The organism is Microcoleus sp. C2D2 (assembly GCF_036702495.1).
Taxonomy (GTDB): domain Bacteria; phylum Cyanobacteriota; class Cyanobacteriia; order Cyanobacteriales; family Microcoleaceae; genus Microcoleus.
The window spans coordinates 1-18627 of record NZ_JAUBTO010000098.1 but is presented as its reverse complement, the minus strand read 5'-3'; the positions used below and the strand labels follow the sequence as shown (position 1 = coordinate 18627).

The window sequence follows — 18627 nt, the reverse complement described above, 5'->3', positions numbered from 1 at the left end:
AAGATTATCAAATAAGCCACTCTCAAAGTCAATTCATATACTCATAACTTTGAGTTCATAAAAGTCATAACTTTGAGTTCATAAAAGTCATATTTGTGCTACTATCGACACCAACGAGTGCAGCAAGTCAAGGGGATGAAACAATCTATGTGTCTGAAGCCAGGGGAGATCCTGCGCGATCGCTACCAAATTATCGGTCAATTAGGTGAGGGAGGATTTGCCAGAACCTATACCGCTAACGACGCTTTGGGCAGCCCCGCAAATCCCTTGTGCGTCGTCAAGGAAATTAGGCCGCCTCAATCTACAGATCCGCGAGCCTTGGAAAGGGCAAAACAGCTATTTGAAAGAGAAGCCAAAACTCTGAAACTTTTAAGTCAGCACCCGTGCATTCCCGCGTTCATCGAGCATTTTCAAAAAAACGGGCTGTTCTACATCGTGCAAGAATATATTGACGGACATTCCTTACAAAAAGAATTCATTCCCAATCACCGCTGGACAGAAGAACAGGTAACAGAATTATTGCGAGATATCTTGGAAATTCTCACGTTTGTCCACGAGAACAATGTCATCCACCGCGACATTACACCGTCGAATTTAATCCGGCGCAACAGCGATGAAAACATTGTTTTAATTGATTTTGGAGCCGTTAAAGAAATTGGCACGGTCGAGATAACTGCATCGGGAAGAACGAGAACCACAACGATCGGCACTCCCGGATACAGCGCTCCCGAACAATTAAACGGTCAACCCAGATTATGCAGCGATATTTACTCGGTCGGTCTGATTGCAATTCAATTTTTGACGGGGGTGCATCCGGGAGAACTCCCCCAGGACCCAAGGACAGGTGAAATTATCTGGAATTACTCGCTTCTCAATCAACCGATGCTGGATGTTAACAAACGTTTGGCAAATGTTTTGAACAAAATGGTGCGCTACCACTTTAACCATCGCTATCAATCTGTTGCTAAGGTGTTGCGGGACTTGGATGCGCCGCCTCTGCCGTGGAAGTGGCTGTTGTTGGCGATCGCACCAATTGCGGTGGCAGGTGCGATCGCGATCGATCGCAACAATATTTTCCCATCAAAAGCTGCTTTAGTCTTCAAAGATGGCTTAAGTGCTGGAGAAGAAATTCTGTTTGCAAGTTCTAAGCCAAGGCTCAAGCAAAAAGGAGTTGATGAGTTTGCAGATTCAAATCCACAGCAAGCTTTGAAAATCTTCAAAGAAGCGTGGCAGAAAGAATACGGCAACGATCCAGAAACTTTAGTTTACATGAACAATGCTTTTCTGGATGCCAACAAGATTCCTTATTACACAATTGCTGTAGCCCTTCCCATTGGAGCGAGAAATCCAGACACTCCTGCTCACATTGGCGATCGGGCAAAAGAAGTTCTGCGCGGAGTGGCTCAAGCGCAAACAGAAGTTAATTTGGGACTGCCCGATTCTAGGAGCGCTCGGGACTTTCCAGGTCTTGGTTTTTTACAAGGTAAAGCCATTAATGGCAAAGGACTTAAAGTAATTATTGCTGACGATGCGAACGATGAAGAAGAGGCAAAAAACATAGCAAACTTAGTGGTAAATCAACCGGAGATTTTAGCAGTTATCGGTCATACTAACAGCGAGATGACGATGGCCGCAGTAGATGAGTACGAGCGAAATAATCTGGTCTCTATCTCTCCTGGTGCTTCCACAGAAGAACTGACCTACGAGCCGAGAAAATTTTTATTTCGGACTCAATATACGAGCAGTTTAATAGCTAAAAATTTAGCGGACTACCTGTTTGCAAAAAACCAAAAACAAGCAACAATTATCTACAATCCTTCCAATCCATTCAGCGCATCTTTTAAGCAAGAGTTCACCAAGTATTTTGGAGACATCAAGAAGGGGAAAATAGTCAGAATTCGCGATTTTGATTTATCTAAAAAAGACTTCAACGCCCAAAGAGCAATAAAGGAGATCGAGGGAAAGGGAGAAACTGCGATCGCGTTAGTTCCGGACGCTCAAGTTACGACATCTCTAAACAACGCTTTTGAAATAGTGAAACTTAACGCCGAGTCCCTGCCCGATAGCTTCGCGGCGCGTAATTGGATTTTAGGGGCATGGACGCTGATGAGATCGGAAACTTTAGAACTTGCATCGGGGCAACCGCAAAAGTCGTTTAAAAAACTCCTCTTATCTGTCGGCTGGCATCCTTTAAACAGTCCAAACAAAGCATTTCCCCAACAGGCTCGCTCGCTGTGGGGAGGAGAGGTAAATACCCGTACAGCTTCGGCTTACGATGCAGCCCGCGCACTTATAAAAGCATTGGAAATGCAGCCAAAACCAAGTCGCGAAGGAATGCAAAAAACGCTTTCGTCTCCTGATTTTAGCGCTTACGGAGCAACAGGAACCATTCAGTTTAACTCGCCAACAAATGGCGATCGGAAAAATCCTCCCAGCGATTTGGTACATATTGTAGAATGTCCCAAAGAGCAGTTCGGCCTCGCTTTTGTTCCCGTCAAGTATCCGACAGCGGCAGCGGCAAGTTTAAAGTGCGATCGCTCTGGTTTGTGATTGATTCAATTTTCTGGCGTTAGCCGCCCTGGCTCGCGGTACATGAACCGCCAGAGGGGGACGTTACATACTCGTGAGTAAACTATATAAACCGGTTCCCGCCCGATGGTAAAATCAAGGTCAACGAGTGCAGCCAGTCGGGGAATCGGAGAATTTATGTGCCTACAGCCAGGGGATATTCTGCGCGATCGCTACCAAATTATCGGTCAATTAGGTGAGGGAGGATTTGCCAGAACCTATACGGCTAACGACGCTTTGGGCAGCCCCGCAAATCCCCTGTGCGTCGTCAAGGAAATTGGGCCTCCTGAATCGAAGGCTCCCGATGTTTTGCACAGGGCACAGGTGCAATTTGAAACAGAAGCTAAATCCCTGATATCTCTGGAACAGTGCTCGCGCATTCCCAGGTTAATCGAACACTTTCAAGAACAGGGAAGATTTTACTTAATTCAAGAATATATTGAAGGAAATCCGCTGAACAAAGAGATCGGTTCAGGCAGGCAGTTTAGGGAATCCGAAGTTATTGATTTATTGCAGGACATTTTAGAAGTTTTAGATTGCGTCCACAAAAAACATATTATTCACCGCGATATTAAACCGTCAAACTTAATCCGGTGCAACCGGTCCAACAAAATTGCTGTGATTGACTTTGGGGCAGTCAAAGGTATTAGCAATTTGGCGATTCAGGGCGGTCAAATAACTCAAACTCGCGTCATCGGTACAGACGGTTATATGCCGGCAGAACAGTGGAACAATCAGCCAAGATTTAACAGCGATATCTATGCTGTGGGAATCATCGGCATTCAAGCGATCGCGGGGTTAGATATTGAAGACTTTTTGCATCATAAAAAAACTGGGGAACTCGTCTGGCACTACTCAACCCCCGATCGCCCGATGAGAGAAATTAACAGCAAACTGGAAGAAATTTTAAACAAGATGGTGCGCTACCACTTTAACGATCGCTATCAATCCGCTGCTGAAGTGTTACAGGATTTGCGGGTGGTGGTATCGCCCTCACCGCCGATTGAGACTGCGACGCAGGTGGGAGTGGAATATTCGATCGCCAGTGACAGCAGAACACCTTTGGCCTCAAACCCTCGTTTAGTCCTCCCAGATGGTTTAAGTGCCGGAGAAAAAATTCTCCTTACAAGTTCTCGCCCTCGGTTAAAGCAAAGAGGAGTTGAAAAATTTGCAGCTTCAAATTCAGAGCAAGCTTTTAATTTATTCAAAGAATCGTGGCATCAAGAATACGGCAAAGATCCAGAAACTTTAATTTACACGAACAATGCTTTTCTGGAGGTCAGCAACGCTCCTTATTACACAATTGCTGTAGTCCTTTCCATTTGTCGGAGAAATCCCGACTGTTTTTCTCAGCTTGGCGATCAGGCGAAAGAATATCTGCGCGGAGTGGCTCAAGCGCAAACAGAAGTTAATTTGGGACTGTCCAATTCTAGCGATCGAGATTTTCCCGGTCGAGATTTTTTACCGAGTAAAGCCATTAAGGGCAAAGGACTTAAAGTAATTATTGCTGACGATGCGAACGATGAAGAGGAGGCAAAAGAAAGAGCAATTTCACTGGTAAATCAACCGGATATTTTAGCAGTTGTGGGTCACGCTAGCAGCGAGATGACGATGTACGCTGTAGATATTTACAATAACAATAATCTGGTTTTGATGTCTCCAGGTGCAGCGACGGAAGAGCTGACAGATGAGCCTAAAAAAAATTTCTTTCGGACTCCATATACGACCAGTTTAATCGCGAGAGATTTAGCGGACTACCTCCTAGCACAAAATCAAACACAAGCAGCAATTTTATACAATCCCGGAAGCCCATTCGGCGCATCTTTTGTGGAAGATTACACAAACTATTTTCGAGATGTCGGAGGGGGAGAAATAGTCGGGATTCGCAATTTCGATTTATTAAGAAGAGACTTCAACGCCGAAAAAGCGATCGAGGAAATCCAGGCAAAGGGAGAAACTGCGATCGTGCTAGTTCCAGACCCCCATCATACGAGATCCCTAGACAGCGCATTTGAGATAATAAAACTTAACGCCGATCGCAATTGGATTGCCGGGGCATGGATGCTGATGTGTCCGCAAATGTTGGAATTTGCATCCCAGCAACCGCAAAATTTGTTGGAAAAACTAATTTTTTCTGTTGGCTGGCATCCCTTAAACAGTCCCGATCGAGCATTTCCTCAACAGGTTCGATCGCTGTGGGCAGAAGAGGGAAATACTCGCAAACAGGTTCGATCGCTGTGGGCAGAAGAGGGAAATACTCGTATAGCTTCAGCTTACGATGCAGCGCGCGCACTCATAAAAGCATTGGAAATGCAGCAGGAACCCAGTCGCGAAGGAATGCAAAGAACGCTTTCATCTCCTGATTTTAGGGCTTGGGGAGCAACAGGAACCATTCAGTTTAACTCACCGACAAATGGCGATCGGAAAAATCCTCCCAGCGATTTGGTGCATATTGTAGAATGTCCGAAAGAGCAGTTCGGCCTGGCTTTTGTTCCCGTCAAGTATCCGACAGCGGCAGCGGCAGGTTTAAAGTGCGACTGATATGCTTTTAAGTTTCTACCCGAAATCTGTACTTCACTCAACTGAAAACCGCTATCATCGTGAAAAACTTATGTGCCTGAATCCAGGGGATATTCTGCGCCAGCGCTACCAAATTATCGGTCAATTAGGTGAGGGAGGGTTTGCCAAAACCTATACGGCTAACGACGCTTTGGGCAGCCCCGAAAATCCCCTGTGCGTCGTCAAGGAAATTCCGCCTCCTGAATCTAACGATCCGCGGCTGTTGGAGGAAGCACAACAGCAATTTGAAAAAGAAGCTAAAACCCTGAAGTATCTCGATAAGTGTCCGCAGATTCCCAAGTTGATCGATCGCTTTCTGGAAAAGGGAAAATTTTACTTAATTCAAGAATATATCGAAGGAAATCCGCTGAACAATGAACTCGCTTCTCTCAGGCAGTTTCAGGAGTCAGAAGTTATTAATTTATTGCAAGATATTTTGTCCGTTTTAGCTTTCGTCCACGATCGAGGGATTATTCACCGCGATATTAAACCGTCAAACTTAATCCGACGCAAGCTTGACGGCAAAATTGTGTTAATTGACTTTGGGGCAGTAAAGGCGATCGGCACTTTGGCGATCGAGAACGGTCAAATAACTCAAACTCGTGCCATTGGTACCGAGGGTTATATGCCGGCAGAACAGTGGAAAAATCAGCCCAGATTTAACAGCGATATCTATGCTGTAGGAATCATCGGCATTCAAGCGCTTGCCGGCTTAGATATTGAAGACTTTTTTAATGATAAAAAAACAGGGTAACTCGTCTGGCACTACTCAAGTGACGATCGCCCGATGGTACAAATTAGCGACAAGCTGAAAAAAGTTTTAAATAAGATGGTGCGCTACCATTTTAACGATCGCTACCAATCTGTTGCTGAAGTGTTGCAGGATTTGCGATCGCTAACTGCTTTGCACTCACCACCGAACCATCAACGCCAATGGCAAGATACATTGAGAGTCTGCTTGCCGATCGCGATCGCAGGATGCCTCGGGCTAGCAGCATTTTTAATACACAAAATTTTCACACCTAAAACTTGTCCTTTAATCCAGGGAGATGCTGTGAGTTGCGGCGAGGAAATCCTGATTAAAACATCTGGTTCTCGCTTAAAACAACGGGGAATTAATGATTTTTTAAATGCAAATTATCAATCCGCATTTAATTTCTTTAAACAATCGTGGAACGAAGAAGAACGCAAAGATCCAGAAACTTTAATTTACATGAATAATGCCCTTTTGAAGGCAAAAAAAGCTGATTACTACACCCTTGCAGTTGCCGTTCCCATTAGCAACAGTGAAGGAGGTACTGTCAATTCTGATTTGGCTAGAGAAATGTTGCGCGGCATTGCCCAGGCCCAAACAGAAGTCAACCTAGGACTCTTTAATTCCGATCGCAATAACGACTTTCCAGGTCAAGATTTTTTAGCAGGGAAAGATATTAATGGCAAGGGTATTAGAGTCATTATCGCTGACGATGCCAATTTGAAAGCAGAGGCACAAGCTAGGGCCTCTTCACTCGTCAAGCAAACCGAGATTTTGGGTGTCGTCGGTCACTATACTAGCAAGATGACTGTGCATACAGTCGATATTTATGACAAAAATCACTTGGTCTTAATTTCGCCTGGGAGTACAACGGAACAATTAACAGAAAAACCTCGGAAGTTTTTCTTTCGCACTGTCCCTAGAAATCAAATTACTGCTGAAGCTTTCAAAAAGTATCTAATTGAAAAGGCCGGTCAGAAAAAAGCGGTGGGTTTTTACTGTCCTGAGATTCAAGCTACTTCTTCATTGTGGGAAGAATTCAGAAAACAGTTTAGACAAGCAGGAGGAAATATTTTCAGCATCACTGAATTCGATTTGTGTAAGAAAAATTTCAAAGTTGAACTAGCATTACAAGAAGTCGAACGAAGCGAGAAAACAGCGATCGTCTTAACTACGAGTCATGTCCCGGATGCAGTCAAAAATGCAATGGCACTTATTAAAGCCAATGGCGATCGCAATTGGGTAGTGGGAACCGGGGGAATCTACAGCCAGAAAACCTTAGAAACCGCCTCCCAATTACCGTCTTTTGAGAAACTGGTGACATCATCCTCTTGGCATCCTTTAACTGCTCCCAACCGCACATTTGCCGATAATGCTCGAAAGCTTTGGGGAGGAAACGTCAACCACCGCACAGCTTTAACCTACGATGCAACTCGGACGCTAATTAAAGCAATAGAAATCCAACAGCAACCCAGTCGCGAAGGGATGCAGAAAACTATTGCGAGTCCGAATTTTAGTTCCACAGGAGCAACCGGAACTATTGAGTTTGATGCGAACGGCGATCGCCAAAATTTTCGACCGGAGTTAGTGCATATTGTCAAGTGTCGAAAAGAACAGTTTGGTGTAGCTTTTGTTCCCGTCAAATATCCGACGGCAAAAGCGGCAGGTTTAAAGTGCGATTGAACTCATTTGTGATTTATTCTGTGCGTTATTCCTGACTTATTTACCTAATTCTTGAGAACGCAAACAAGCTGCTTTCACTGCTTCAATCGGCGCCGAACGAAAGCCGTTACTCTCTAATTTAGCAATCCCCGCAATAGTTGTGCCGCCGGGACTCGTAACTCGATCTTTCAATTCTGCTGGGTGCATTCCCGTTTCTTGCAATAGCTTGGCCGTACCGAATACTGTTTGCAAAGCTAATTGAGAGGCGATCGCCCGTGGCCAAATCGCACAAACTCCGCCATCTGTCAAGACCTCTATCAAAATTGCTACATAACCTGGCCCGGAACCCGAAAGCCCAGTCACCGCATCCAGCATACTCTCAGGTACTTCTACCACTTCTCCCACTGCCTGAAAGATGCGCTTTACTAATTCTAAATCAGCCGGTTGAACAAGTTTTCCCGGAGCGATCGCGCTCGTGGACGCTCCTACCGTTGCCGGAGTATTCGGCATCACCCGCAGCACTCCCCGCCCGGGAAAAGCCGGTTCTAGGTTGCTCAGTGGCACTCCTGCCAAAATCGACACTACCAGCGCTTTAGAATGCTGTTTTGCAGTTGAGCAGGCGTTACACTATCAACAAAACCGATTAAATCTCCTGAATGTCTGACTTTGACGACAGTCCCTGAAATCACGATCGATCGGGGTTTAAATAGCTCTGAGTTCTCATATCTGGCTTGGTATTGCTTTATCACCTCTAAGTTCTCCCATCTGGCTTGGGATCGCTTTATCACCTTCCCTTACGATCGATATCACACTTAAATCTAAAGCATTTGCAGTATTGTTAAAAATAACTTAAGCACCAGCGAAAGCTAACAAACAAGTTTAGGAACTCAGCTAGCAGCTTATTGCTAGCGGTCAAATAGAATCTCAAGTACCCGAGGAAAAATTAGATGACGAACGTTGCCAAAAAAATCGTTAATACTTTGGCTGCCATCGGTTTAGGATTAGCAGTAACCAATGTCAATCCAGTCAAAGCTGCCCAGCTTACTATCACAGGAAATTCTAACATATTTGGCGCAGGTAAGATATCTGCACCAGCTCCCGGCGGTGGTACTGGGGGACAACTTCCACCTCTGTACAATTTTGCTGCTGCCCCAGGTCAAGTGCTTACCTTCTCAAACATTAGTGGAATTGTTAATTATGGGGCTTCTCCCGAAACTTCTAATGCGAGTGGAGATGGGCGTCCTTATTTTTCTGGTACAAATATCTTGTCTTATGGCGGAATTTCTGGGATACGGAACGACAGCGGGTTGGGTTTTTTAGTTGGCGTATTTCTCAATGATTCTGAACCCACAGGTTCAGGACCATCACCTCTTAATTTCACAAATAATACCAGCTTTGCGGAATTATCACCCCTGCTCAACCAAACTTTTTTTATTGGTGATGGTTTAACAGGTAGTGGTTCGGGAAGTATACAGCGTTTTTTAGTACCTGAGCAAGCAACTCGGCTCTTTCTGGGTTTCGCAGATGCAGGCTCTGTTCAAGGATTACCTGGAACTTACAATGACAACACTGGTTCCGTAGTAGCTAACTTTGAGCTTCAATCAGCCGCTGAACCGGTTCCCGAACCCTGCACTATATTAGGTACCCTGGCTTTTGCTGCTTGGGGAGTTACCAATAAACGCAAACAGAGAAAAAACGCAGGTGTATAGTTCCAGGATAGCTATCCACTCCTGCGGATCGGCTTCTAATCTGGTCACCACGCAAGTTAAAAAAAGCGATCGCACTTCTTCTGTGAGATCGCTTTTTTTGTGACTTATATTGAAATCGTTTCTGATTTATTCTGTGCGTAATTCCTGGCTTATTTACCCAATTCTTGAGAACGCAAACAAGCTGCTTTCACTGCTTCGATCAGCGCAGAACGAAAGCCGTTACTCTCTAATTTAGCAATCCCCGCAATAGTTGTGCCGCCGGGACTTGTAACTCGATCTTTCAATTCTGCTGGGTGCATTCCCGTTTCTTGCAATAGCTTCGCCGTACCGAATACTGTTTGCAAAGCTAATTGAGAGGCGATCGCCCGTGGCAAACCCGCACAAACTCCGCCATCTGTCAAGGCCTCTATCAAAATTGCTACATAACCTGGCCCGGAACCCGAAAGCCCAGTCACCGCATCGAGCATACTCTCAGGTACTTCTACCACTTCTCCCACGGCCTGAAAGATGCGCTTTACCAATTCTAAATCAGCCGGTTGAACAAGTTTTCCCGGGGCGATCGCGCTCATGGACGCTCCTACCGTTGCCGGAGTATTCGGCATCACCCGCAGCACTCCCCGCCCGGGAAAAGTCGGTTCTAGCTTGCTCAGCGGCACTCCTGCCAAAATCGACACTACCAGCGCTTCTGGCTTGGAATCAGCCGTTTCTCCATTATTTCCCTGTTTGCGATCGGCCGCCACCGCCAACTCCAAAGCTACCGTATCAAAAACTTGCGGTTTAATCGCCAAAAACAGCACTTCTGTAGCTGCAGCAACTTCTAGATTGCTGGCTGTTGTTCCAATCCCGTAGGTTTCCGTCAAAAATTGGCGCCGTTGAAGCTGTGGGTCGCTCACCAATATTTCTGAAGGCAAATAAACTTTCTGTGCTATTAAGCGGGATAAGAGAGCTTCTCCCATTACCCCGCCGCCGATCGTACCAAATTTTATGTTAGTCATTAGTCATCAGTCATTAGTCATTAGTCATTAGTCAACAGTCATTAGTCATTAGTCATTAGTCAACAGTCATTAGTCAGTAGTTATTAGTCATTAGTCATTAGTCAACAGTCATTAGTCATTAGTCATTAGTCCGTGAGTAGTCATTAGTTATCAGTCAACTGTCTTAGCTAAGAGTTAAGAACCCAGAACTTGCAGAATACAAAATTCAGGAGCTGCCTAGTTAAAAGCTTACGGGCTAATAACTAAAGACTAAAGACTGATGACTGATGACTAATGACTAATGACTAATGACTAATAACTACTGACTAATAACTACTGAGCCATTGGAGCTTGTTCTGCAGGCCAGACTGTCGGTGCAGGAGCAGCAGGGCGGGGCCGTCCTTGGGCTGGAGGCACTTCGTGAACCACACCAGACTGAGTTCTCACCTGCACGCAGCTAGGCGTAAACAAGAAAATACTTTCGCCAATTCGCTCTTGATGACCGTCAAGGGCATAAGTACCGCCCGCGACAAAGTCCACAGCTCTTTGCGCTTGGTCTGGGTCCATCACCGTCAGGTTCAAAACCACAGACTTCCGTTCCTTAAGAGCTCGAATTGCTGCCGGCATCTCTTCAAAAGTGCGCGGCTCCATGACTACAACTTCCGAAATCCCGTTCATAGCTCCAGGCATTCCAATCACGTTATTCATTACTGACCCTACTCCCCCGGTTGGTGCAACGACATCCATACCTGTCGATCCTACTACTGACCGCTCCCGCATTCTACGATTTTGACGGCGTTCTTCTTCTGCTGCGACTGCAGCGGGGTTCGGTTCAGGCGCTTGGTAAAAGTTCTGATACCGCTCCCCTTCCGTTTCGTCGTACACGTCATCGTAATCAGGCTCATTATTGAAGCCTACAAAATCTCGCAGTTTAGAAAAAATATTCATGATTCACGCTCCTTCACGACTTTGCTACCCCGACTATACTCGCGTTGCGCGTCAGTCGCGGGTGGCTGACAACTCTATATTTAACCTAAATCGTCTTTATCAGAAGATTTCAATTATTTATCCCCTCCTAGAGCCAAATAAAGTTTGTCCTAGCCGTACCATAGTAGCACCTGCTCGAATTGCCAAATGATAATCTCCCGACATCCCCATCGAGAGCTGCTGCATTTGAATGCAGGGCAAATTTTGCTGCTGGATTTTGTCAGCAAGTTCGCGAGTGCTGTTAAATAATTCTAGGATTTGCGACTCATTTAACCCCTGTGGGGGTATTGTCATCAAACCTTGAATTTTGATATGCTGACATTTGTTGAGTTCTGGAAGGTCGGCAAGCAGTTCTGGAACGCTCCAGCCGTATTTGTCCGGATCCGGCAACATTTTGACTTGCAGGCAGACTTGGGGAGAGCATGACTTTTCGCCCGCCAAGCGCGAAAGTCGCTGAGCGATTTTTAAATTGTCTAGAGAATGAATCCACTGGAAATGCTCTAGGGCTTTGGCGGCTTTGTTGGCTTGCAAGTGGCCGATCAAGTGCCAGTTGATATCCGGTAAATCTTGCAGTTGGCTTTGTTTTTCGGCAGTCTCTTGAACCTTACTCTCACCAAAATCCCGGATACCCGCGTCGTATGCTTCCCGGATAGCATCAGTTGGTACCTGTTTGGTAACGGCAATTAACCGCACTGATTCGGGCAAGTGTTGGCGAATGCTGTTAATTCGAGAGGCTATGGTCATGGTTGCTCAACGCTCTTGACTGGAGGGAAGGAAAATTAAGACAGTTACCAATTACCAAATTACTAATTTTCGTTATTGAAACGTGCGCTGGTGAATGGTCTGCAATTGGTCGTACTCTTGATATTGACCGCTGCGACGCAGGGATCGCAGGCGAATTTCGACCATGAGGCGAGCGTCGGAGCGGCTGATTGGTTCAAATCTCAGGCCGCCAGGGCCGTTTGTCACCAAAAAAAACAGGCGTTGGGCGTATAGGGTGGTAAATAATTCTTGGCTGTCTTCAACCTGGGATACCCTGAAGAGGAGCCCAAAGTTTGGATGATTCAAGTAGGTTTCTGTAGTCATTAACGCTCACAATCGATCAATTTTAGATTAAAGATTTAGATTTTAGTTTCGCTCGATCGCCCGACAGCGTTGTTTGAGAGCGGGGTACAAAGGGCGATCGCCGTAGCCGTGCAATAGTCTCCGTCGTGGCTGAGGCTCAATTGCCACTGGCAATTTCCCCAAACACAGGCTCGTGCTGCTGCGGTTCCGTGGAGTTGCACATTTGGAGCACCGTTTTCGGAGCGCCGAATTTCCACATCTGCATACCGTATTCCCCGCCATCCCGTGCCTAGAGCTTTGACAACGGCTTCTTTTGCTGCCCAGCGCCCCGCTAGTTGGTTGCAGGAAACTCGATTCATTTTACCTTTAATGCTGCTGTGTTGAGAATTTAGTTGGCCGCAATCCCTTTGTTCGGCGGGCGTGTAAACTTTTTCGAGGAAGCGATCGCCAAACCGATCTAATGCCGCTTGAATGCGCGGAACATATACGATATCTGTCCCAAGATAGATGTTCAAGGTTTTGGATCTCTAAATATTTGTCTCCATTACTTTAGCAGGACTGTCGCGTACCAGACAAAACTTACTCAAATGTAGACCGGTGTTCCAAACGACGAGCTTCATCAGTCCTTCCCAATTCTTCCATCTCAAATCTAATCAATCAATCAATCAATCAATCAATCTAAAATCTAAAATCTAAAATCTTAACTGTCCCAACCCCAAACCAAGCGGGCACTCCAGAGGACGATCAAGCAGCCGAGGGCGATCCAGTCTCGGATTTTCAATTGCAACTGGTGCCATTCTACACGGTGTCGATCGGGACTGGTAAAGCCGCGAACTTTCATGGCGCTGGCTATTTGTTCAGCTCGCAGGAGCAAGTTTTCTAACAGCCGCTCGGCTATCATCAACCAAACTTGAGCGGCGCGACGAAATCCGAGTTTTTTCCAGTTTATCGCTCGGGTACTCACCGATCGCACTAAATTTTGTATTTCTTCCAATACTAGGGGAATGAACCGCAAAGATAAGGTTAATGTTAGCGCTATTTCGGTGACAGGCCAGTGCAAGCGGCGCAGGGGCTGCATTAAGTTTTCAATGGCGCAGGTGATTTCTTCGCTGGCTGTGGTGAGGAGGTAGAGGTTGGTGCTGTAAATTACTGTGAAAAATAGGGTGCTGACGTTGATAGCTAAATCTATGGATTTGCGGGTGATTTTAATCGGGCCTTGTTTGAATAAAACGTAACTGTAGTTTGTGGGTTGGGGGAGTTGATTTGAGATTTGGGATTTGGGATTTAGGATGGGGAAGTTTGAGTCTAAATTAAAAGGTTTGTACCAGGGTTTTGGTTGGGGCGGGGGTGGAAGAGTTGCGGGCTGTTGGGAAAAGGTTAATTCGTCGGCGGGGAGGCGGGGCTGGTGTTCTGAGGGGAGTCCGTCGGGGGCGATCGCGCTCAGACCAAATACTAAAATGCAGAATAGCAGCAGCAGTCCCATTTGCTGCTTCCACACCCGCAAGGGAATTGCTGCTGTTAGTGTCAGTACGATTAACATTCCTACTAGCATCAACCGCCAGATGGGATTGGCGAGGATTGGCGCAATCAGAAATGTCATCAACCAGGCTAGTTTTACGCGGGAGTCTAGCCGGTGAAGCCAGGTTACTGGTTGTTCTAGGTACAGTCCTATGGGGAGCGATCGAAGTAAGTCCATCTTGCGATTTTAGATTTTAGATTTTAGATTTTAGATTGTTTGATTGTTTGATTGATGGATTGGGGGATTGATGGATTGGGGGATTGATGGATTGGGGGATTGATGGATTGGGGGATTGATGGATTGGGGGATTAATGGATTGATGGATTGGGGGATTGATGGATTGGGGGATTGATGGATTGATGGATTGATGGATTGATGGATTGATGGATTGATGGATTGATGGATTGATGGATTGGGGATTGTTTGATTGTTTGATTGTTTGATTGTTTGATTGGGATTAGTTGATTGTTGGATTTTTGATTGGAAATTTTGGTTGGGGATTTGACATTGTTTTATTTGCGATTTGCTGTTGGGTTTTTAGCAATTAAAGTTTTGATGGAGGCAACTGTCATCGCTAAAATTTCATTTGTTTCTGACATGATACTCCTCAAATTAGCCACATCTACTAATTTAGCTTCAACTATCAGCTCCATCCAGTAAAGACATTCATCTGCTTCTTCTTCAACTATTCTGAGTTTAGCAATTAAGTCGGCTGTTGACCTAACGCGACAAGCTGCTCGATAGTTAGCCCCGACAGAAGTTCCTGAACGAATTAACTGCTTGCCAATTACCTCAGAAACGGTATTTTTTGGCAGCGAACTTACTAGCTTAATAACTCTTAATGCTAGAGCCTTCGTTCTGTGTTTAAACTCTTGTTCGTTCATCCCATATTTAGATTTTAGATGAAAAATTGGGCTGTAATTGGCAATCAATTATATCATCTAACAATAGTCCGGACAGTTTTTAGTTCGCCGTCTGAAACCCTCGATTTGACCTTGGTAGGGAACTTGCCTTGGAGCCTTGAAACCCTTATTCTACGGTTGGCAATCAAAAACAGTCCGAAGTATTGATCTAACAGCATCTTTTCTTCAATCTAAAATCCAAAATCTAAAATCTAAAATTACTTGACGCGCAGTGCTCTGTTTGTTGTGCTCATTTCGGTGGCACGAACTTTTTTGCCTCTCCAAAGCAGCCGCATTGGTGTACCGGTAAAGCCGAGGTGTTTGCGAAATTGGCTTTCCATGTAGCGGCGGTAATTTTCGGTGAAGCGTTTGGGATCGTTGACAAATAGCGCAATTGTCGGTGGCTGCGATCGCACTTGAGTACCGTAATAGATTTTGCCTTGTTTTCCTTGGCGGGTAACTGGGGCTGAGTGCCAGGTTGTGGCTTCTTCTATGACTTCGTTAATGACGGCGGTAGGGACGCGACGTTTGTGTTCGTCGGAGGCTTTGTCTACTAATTCAATGATTTTTTCAACTCGCTGTCCACTCATGGCGCTAACAAAAATCATTTCTGCCCAGTCGAGGAAATAAAGTCTGGTTCTTACTTCTCTTTCGTACTCGTAAATGGTGTCGGAGTCTTTTTCTACGGCATCCCATTTGTTGACAACTATGATGCAGGCTCGACCTTCTTGGCTGATGCGATCGGCTAATTTTTGGTCTTGATCCGTAACGCCGTCAATTGCGTCAATTACTAACAGTATGACGTTGGCGCGGCGGATGGCTTTGAAAGCGCGGTTGATCCCGAAAAATTCTGCGCCGTATTCGACGTTTTTCTTTTTGCGTATTCCGGCTGTGTCGATCAGGCGGTAGGTTTTACCGTTGCGTTCTACTAAGGTGTCGATCGCGTCGCGGGTTGTGCCGGAAATCGGGCTGACTATAGCGCGATTTTCTCCAAGAAATGCGTTTAACAAACTCGATTTGCCGACGTTGGGACGACCAATAATTGCTACTTTAATTTCCTCAACTTCTGATAATACTTCCGTGGGGAGATAAGTTATTAATTTGTCGAGCAATTCGCCGGTGCCGTTGCCGTGAATGCCGGAAATAGGGAAAGGTTCTCCCAGTCCCAATTGCCAAAAGTCGGCTGCTTGGGTGAGTCCTGTATTTTCCGATTCGCATTTGTTGACGGCGAGAATGACGGGGACTTTTTGCAGTCTCAGCCAAGATGCGATCGCTTCGTCGCCGCCGGTGAGCCCGGTTTGTCCGTCTACTACGAAAATGGCTGCGCTGGCTTCTGCCAGGGCCGCCATTGCTTGTTCGCGAATTAAAGGTAGAAATTCTGTCTCGTCGTCGAATACTAGACCGCCGGTGTCTACGACTTGATATTCCCGATCGCCCCAGTATGCTGGTCTGTAAGTGCGATCGCGCGTGATTCCCGGTTCGTCGTGGACGATCGCATCTTGGGTGTTGGCTAAACGGTTGACGATCGTCGATTTGCCTACATTGGGGCGTCCAATAATAGCAACTATAGGTAGAGACATAAAAGTAGCAGCAATTAGGCTGCGCCGTAATTTTGAGGTTTAGCCTTTTATTGTAAGCGAAACTGGCCCAGATTGTATGCGATCGGGCTGCATCGTGTATTGTACGCCCTCCGGGGCTGTGCGGCCCGCACCGCGAACTCATGGCGACCTCCGGAAACCAGATAAAGTACGCTCGGACTGTTAATCTGGATTACCAGAGCCTGGTAACGATAAAAGCTTGCTGCACCTTCTCTAAAAATTGCTAAATGGAATCCCCACCTGAGTTTTTTGCTTTTTCGAGTTCCAATTCTTTGGCTAGTTCTTTAACTTTGAGCTTGTACCTATCGCGCTCAGCTTCAATATTTTTAATTTGCTGCGATAGGTATTTTTGCGTGTCTCGAAGTTTTCGGCTTAGTATTCTGTTGATGTCTCGAAGGTTGCGGACATTATCGCGTCTTTTTTTCTGTTTTTCTGTTTCTGACATTGCGGTAAATTGGTTTGAGATTTTCTGGTGATAATAACAATTTTAGATAACTGCTTTTAAGGCTGCTAGTCCCGCGAGATGGATTGGGTAGAAGTAGTAAAAAAATCTTTTTTCGATCGCCGTCGGCTTTCGGTCTCTAGCGGGATTGTGATAAGCCAATATTAGCGGTGTCAACACTGCGAACAGTTGCAAAAAATAGCCTGAGCTTGCTGCATAGATGGTATTGGTAATAATCCAACTAATCCACCATACCCGATTACCTTTGCCTTTTAAATTAATCATTAATAGCGGACACGCTACCGCATACCACCCGTAGTCCACTCCCCATAATTGAGCTGCTATTAATCCGAGTATCATTATTACGATTTTTTTGTTTGTTTGAGCTTTGTGAATTTGTGTAAATGTTATTACAACTAATGCAAAACTAATCAATATATTGAATTCTAATTTGTTGAATAGTATTATATAGGGAATCTGAGAAATTATTCCAAACAACACTAATTTCGTAATTAAAGGTTTGGCGCTATTGTTTGGCTTTCGCCGTTTCCAGTTTTGAGCCAGCACCCATGCAAATAATGGGAAACTAAATCGACCAAAGATTCGCATCGGTTCGGCTTCTACTACAAATCCGATGTGGTCTATTACCATTAGAATTAGTGCTAACCATTTAATTCCATTTTGGTTCATTATGCTGCAAGCCTCATTAATTGATTTATAAATTGTTTGATTTCTAAAAGTCCTTTATTTGTTATTGTGTAGATTTTTTGTCCTTCTGGCCAGTTAAAAACAACAAAGCCTTGGTTGTTTAATTTTTTAAGTCTGGCGTGTATACCTATTCTTGTAGGTAATTTTTCTATGTTATTTGATGCTATTTTATGAGTAATTCCAGTTAGCGAAAGGCTTCTTTTTTCTAAGCTTGCTAACACCAAGCAATCTATTCTGCTCATATTTTTAGTTTCTTACTTGATTAACATATTTTACTGACGCCTTATTTTTTAGTCAACCCCTTTACAAAAAGATAAGTGTTTACTCTACTAAAACCATTTATTAAAAGTTAAGCGATTTTACCATTGTTAATTAATTTTGTATCCCTGAATATAGGTTTATTGACTTTGTGAGTTACTTTGATGATTGATTTGGTTTTAGCTGTTTCTGTTGTTACTAGCTCGTCCCCGTTTCCTGGCGCTGCTTCGTTTCCACCGCCACCACCAGTGCCGCCAGTCGAAAGCGTTGTTTTAGCTTCTGCGTCTGCTCCGGCTCCGGCTTCTTCTCCGGCTCCGGCTCCGGCTTATACTCCGCCAACACCTCAGCCGCAACCCCAGCAGCAAGATCCACCGAAAGAAAGCTGGGCTCAAAAGTTTTTGAAGCGTTACTACGAAAATAAGAGGAGTAATTGATATGCCTGGTGCTGACACAGAAAGCCGTCAGTTAATAACTGATTTGCTTAAATTTGCTAACGGTGGCAATTCTCAGCAGACCAAAGCGGCTGGGATGAAAACCACCCTGATTGCTGGTTATCCCGTTTTTGCTTCCTGGGCTATGTGGATCGGTGCCGAAACCAATGACAAAGGAATTGTCAAGGCTACTCTTTGCCTGCCATACGTTCAGAATGCAATGGTCGCGATGGTTAAATATTCGGGTGCTAGTAGTTTAGAAACTCCGCTCGATATGGTTGCGAGTGAAATTGTCAACCCTTACAATTGCAAGCTTAGTGTTACTCCTGGCGTAGATATTGGGCAACTTGTAAGCGGTAAGGTTTATTATTTTTTGCTTGCAATGAAGCCTGCTGGATTTAATCAATCTGGTAACATTTGTGACAAGTTAAGAAAAAGTGCAAATTGTCAAGGGGGTAGACAAAAAAAGGTAAAATAGGATGAAACCTTTA

General features: G+C 45.1%; 19 protein-coding genes and 1 pseudogene. 7 read left to right on the top strand and 13 right to left on the bottom strand.

Going from position 1 to position 18627, the window contains the following annotated elements; genetic code table 11:
* Positions 1-135: 135 nt before the first annotated feature.
* From QUB61_RS26025 to QUB61_RS26010, 4 genes are all read left to right on the top strand, one after another.
* On the top strand, positions 136-2550 hold the full coding sequence (locus QUB61_RS26025) for a bifunctional serine/threonine-protein kinase/ABC transporter substrate-binding protein (protein ID WP_333132992.1): 2415 nt from the start codon (positions 136-138) through the stop codon (positions 2548-2550).
* Between the two features lie 156 nt (positions 2551-2706).
* Positions 2707-5109: a bifunctional serine/threonine-protein kinase/ABC transporter substrate-binding protein gene (locus QUB61_RS26020; protein WP_333132993.1), complete on the top strand. Its 2403-nt coding sequence runs from the start codon at positions 2707-2709 to the stop codon at positions 5107-5109.
* A 70-nt stretch (positions 5110-5179) separates the two neighbouring features.
* Complete coding sequence (locus QUB61_RS26015) at positions 5180-5881, top strand: serine/threonine-protein kinase (protein ID WP_333132994.1); 702 nt, start codon at positions 5180-5182, stop codon at positions 5879-5881.
* Between the two features lie 33 nt (positions 5882-5914).
* Positions 5915-7564 carry an ABC transporter substrate-binding protein gene (locus QUB61_RS26010; RefSeq protein ID WP_333132995.1) on the top strand — a complete coding sequence of 550 codons (1650 nt, stop codon included), beginning with the start codon at positions 5915-5917 and terminating at the stop codon, positions 7562-7564.
* 36 nt (positions 7565-7600) lie between these two features.
* Here QUB61_RS26010 and proC (QUB61_RS26005) read toward each other — a convergent pair.
* Positions 7601-8131 (bottom strand): annotated as a pseudogene (proC, locus tag QUB61_RS26005) (pyrroline-5-carboxylate reductase); the annotation flags it as partial.
* Positions 8125-8292: a hypothetical protein gene (locus QUB61_RS26000; protein ID WP_333132996.1), complete on the bottom strand. Its 168-nt coding sequence runs from the start codon at positions 8290-8292 to the stop codon at positions 8125-8127. The gene QUB61_RS26000 and the pseudogene proC (QUB61_RS26005), both read right to left, overlap by 7 nt.
* 198 nt (positions 8293-8490) lie before the next feature.
* On the opposite strand from QUB61_RS26000, the gene QUB61_RS25995 reads away from it, so the two are divergent.
* Positions 8491-9252, top strand: coding sequence for a hypothetical protein (locus tag QUB61_RS25995; protein ID WP_333132998.1), 762 nt, complete (start codon positions 8491-8493; stop codon positions 9250-9252).
* 149 nt (positions 9253-9401) lie between these two features.
* On the opposite strand, the gene proC (QUB61_RS25990) is transcribed toward QUB61_RS25995, so the two are convergent.
* The 11 genes from proC (QUB61_RS25990) to QUB61_RS25940 all read right to left on the bottom strand — a co-directional run bounded on the left by proC (QUB61_RS25990) (position 9402) and on the right by QUB61_RS25940 (position 17689).
* A complete protein-coding gene (proC, locus tag QUB61_RS25990) occupies positions 9402-10247 on the bottom strand; it encodes a pyrroline-5-carboxylate reductase (protein WP_333133000.1) in 846 nt (281 codons plus the stop codon).
* 312 nt (positions 10248-10559) lie between these two features.
* On the bottom strand, positions 10560-11174 hold the full coding sequence (locus QUB61_RS25985) for a cell division protein SepF (protein WP_333133001.1): 615 nt from the start codon (positions 11172-11174) through the stop codon (positions 10560-10562).
* A gap of 117 nt (positions 11175-11291) precedes the next feature.
* Positions 11292-11957, bottom strand: coding sequence for a YggS family pyridoxal phosphate-dependent enzyme (locus tag QUB61_RS25980; RefSeq protein ID WP_333133003.1), 666 nt, complete (start codon positions 11955-11957; stop codon positions 11292-11294).
* Positions 11958-12029: 72 nt separating this feature from the next.
* The gene (gene pipX / locus QUB61_RS25975) at positions 12030-12299 is read right to left on the bottom strand and encodes a transcriptional coactivator PipX (protein ID WP_333133005.1); all 270 of its coding nucleotides are present in this window, start codon (positions 12297-12299) and stop codon (positions 12030-12032) included.
* A gap of 35 nt (positions 12300-12334) precedes the next feature.
* A complete protein-coding gene (gene acpS, locus QUB61_RS25970) occupies positions 12335-12793 on the bottom strand; it encodes a holo-ACP synthase (RefSeq protein WP_333133007.1) in 459 nt (152 codons plus the stop codon).
* A gap of 185 nt (positions 12794-12978) precedes the next feature.
* On the bottom strand, positions 12979-13974 hold the full coding sequence (locus tag QUB61_RS25965; protein ID WP_333133008.1) for an energy-coupling factor transporter transmembrane protein EcfT: 996 nt from the start codon (positions 13972-13974) through the stop codon (positions 12979-12981).
* A gap of 335 nt (positions 13975-14309) precedes the next feature.
* Complete coding sequence (locus QUB61_RS25960) at positions 14310-14681, bottom strand: four helix bundle protein (protein WP_333133010.1); 372 nt, start codon at positions 14679-14681, stop codon at positions 14310-14312.
* A gap of 236 nt (positions 14682-14917) precedes the next feature.
* Positions 14918-16279: a ribosome biogenesis GTPase Der gene (gene der / locus QUB61_RS25955; protein ID WP_333133011.1), complete on the bottom strand. Its 1362-nt coding sequence runs from the start codon at positions 16277-16279 to the stop codon at positions 14918-14920.
* Positions 16280-16520: 241 nt separating this feature from the next.
* A complete protein-coding gene (locus QUB61_RS25950; RefSeq protein ID WP_333133013.1) occupies positions 16521-16742 on the bottom strand; it encodes a hypothetical protein in 222 nt (73 codons plus the stop codon).
* Between the two features lie 42 nt (positions 16743-16784).
* Positions 16785-17429: a TraX family protein gene (locus tag QUB61_RS25945; protein WP_333133014.1), complete on the bottom strand. Its 645-nt coding sequence runs from the start codon at positions 17427-17429 to the stop codon at positions 16785-16787.
* On the bottom strand, positions 17429-17689 hold the full coding sequence (locus QUB61_RS25940; protein WP_333133015.1) for a hypothetical protein: 261 nt from the start codon (positions 17687-17689) through the stop codon (positions 17429-17431). Before QUB61_RS25940 ends, QUB61_RS25945 begins: the two co-directional genes overlap by 1 nt.
* Positions 17690-17869: 180 nt before the next feature.
* Between QUB61_RS25940 and QUB61_RS25935 the strand changes: the two genes are divergently transcribed.
* The gene (locus QUB61_RS25935; protein ID WP_333133016.1) at positions 17870-18139 is read left to right on the top strand and encodes a hypothetical protein; all 270 of its coding nucleotides are present in this window, start codon (positions 17870-17872) and stop codon (positions 18137-18139) included.
* A gap of 1 nt (position 18140) precedes the next feature.
* Entirely contained in the window at positions 18141-18614 is a 474-nt protein-coding gene (locus QUB61_RS25930; RefSeq protein ID WP_333133017.1) for a hypothetical protein, read from the top strand.
* Positions 18615-18627: the final 13 nt, after the last annotated feature.

Excerpts from the sequence above, each read along its gene's own strand:
- QUB61_RS26025 (WP_333132992.1), top strand. The coding sequence starts at position 136 with ATGAAACAATCTATGTGTCTGAAGCCAGGGGAGATCCTGCGCGATCGC.
- QUB61_RS26020 (WP_333132993.1), top strand. The coding sequence starts at position 2,707 with ATGTGCCTACAGCCAGGGGATATTCTGCGCGATCGCTACCAAATTATC.
- QUB61_RS26015 (WP_333132994.1), top strand. The coding sequence starts at position 5,180 with ATGTGCCTGAATCCAGGGGATATTCTGCGCCAGCGCTACCAAATTATC.
- QUB61_RS26010 (WP_333132995.1), top strand. The coding sequence starts at position 5,915 with ATGGTACAAATTAGCGACAAGCTGAAAAAAGTTTTAAATAAGATGGTG.
- QUB61_RS25995 (WP_333132998.1), top strand. The coding sequence starts at position 8,491 with ATGACGAACGTTGCCAAAAAAATCGTTAATACTTTGGCTGCCATCGGT.
- proC (WP_333133000.1), bottom strand. The coding sequence starts at position 10,247 with ATGACTAACATAAAATTTGGTACGATCGGCGGCGGGGTAATGGGAGAA.
- QUB61_RS25985 (WP_333133001.1), bottom strand. The coding sequence starts at position 11,174 with ATGAATATTTTTTCTAAACTGCGAGATTTTGTAGGCTTCAATAATGAG.
- QUB61_RS25980 (WP_333133003.1), bottom strand. The coding sequence starts at position 11,957 with ATGACCATAGCCTCTCGAATTAACAGCATTCGCCAACACTTGCCCGAA.
- pipX (WP_333133005.1), bottom strand. The coding sequence starts at position 12,299 with ATGACTACAGAAACCTACTTGAATCATCCAAACTTTGGGCTCCTCTTC.
- QUB61_RS25965 (WP_333133008.1), bottom strand. The coding sequence starts at position 13,974 with ATGGACTTACTTCGATCGCTCCCCATAGGACTGTACCTAGAACAACCA.
- QUB61_RS25960 (WP_333133010.1), bottom strand. The coding sequence starts at position 14,681 with ATGAACGAACAAGAGTTTAAACACAGAACGAAGGCTCTAGCATTAAGA.
- der (WP_333133011.1), bottom strand. The coding sequence starts at position 16,279 with ATGTCTCTACCTATAGTTGCTATTATTGGACGCCCCAATGTAGGCAAA.
- QUB61_RS25950 (WP_333133013.1), bottom strand. The coding sequence starts at position 16,742 with ATGTCAGAAACAGAAAAACAGAAAAAAAGACGCGATAATGTCCGCAAC.
- QUB61_RS25945 (WP_333133014.1), bottom strand. The coding sequence starts at position 17,429 with ATGAACCAAAATGGAATTAAATGGTTAGCACTAATTCTAATGGTAATA.
- QUB61_RS25940 (WP_333133015.1), bottom strand. The coding sequence starts at position 17,689 with ATGAGCAGAATAGATTGCTTGGTGTTAGCAAGCTTAGAAAAAAGAAGC.
- QUB61_RS25935 (WP_333133016.1), top strand. The coding sequence starts at position 17,870 with ATGATTGATTTGGTTTTAGCTGTTTCTGTTGTTACTAGCTCGTCCCCG.
- QUB61_RS25930 (WP_333133017.1), top strand. The coding sequence starts at position 18,141 with ATGCCTGGTGCTGACACAGAAAGCCGTCAGTTAATAACTGATTTGCTT.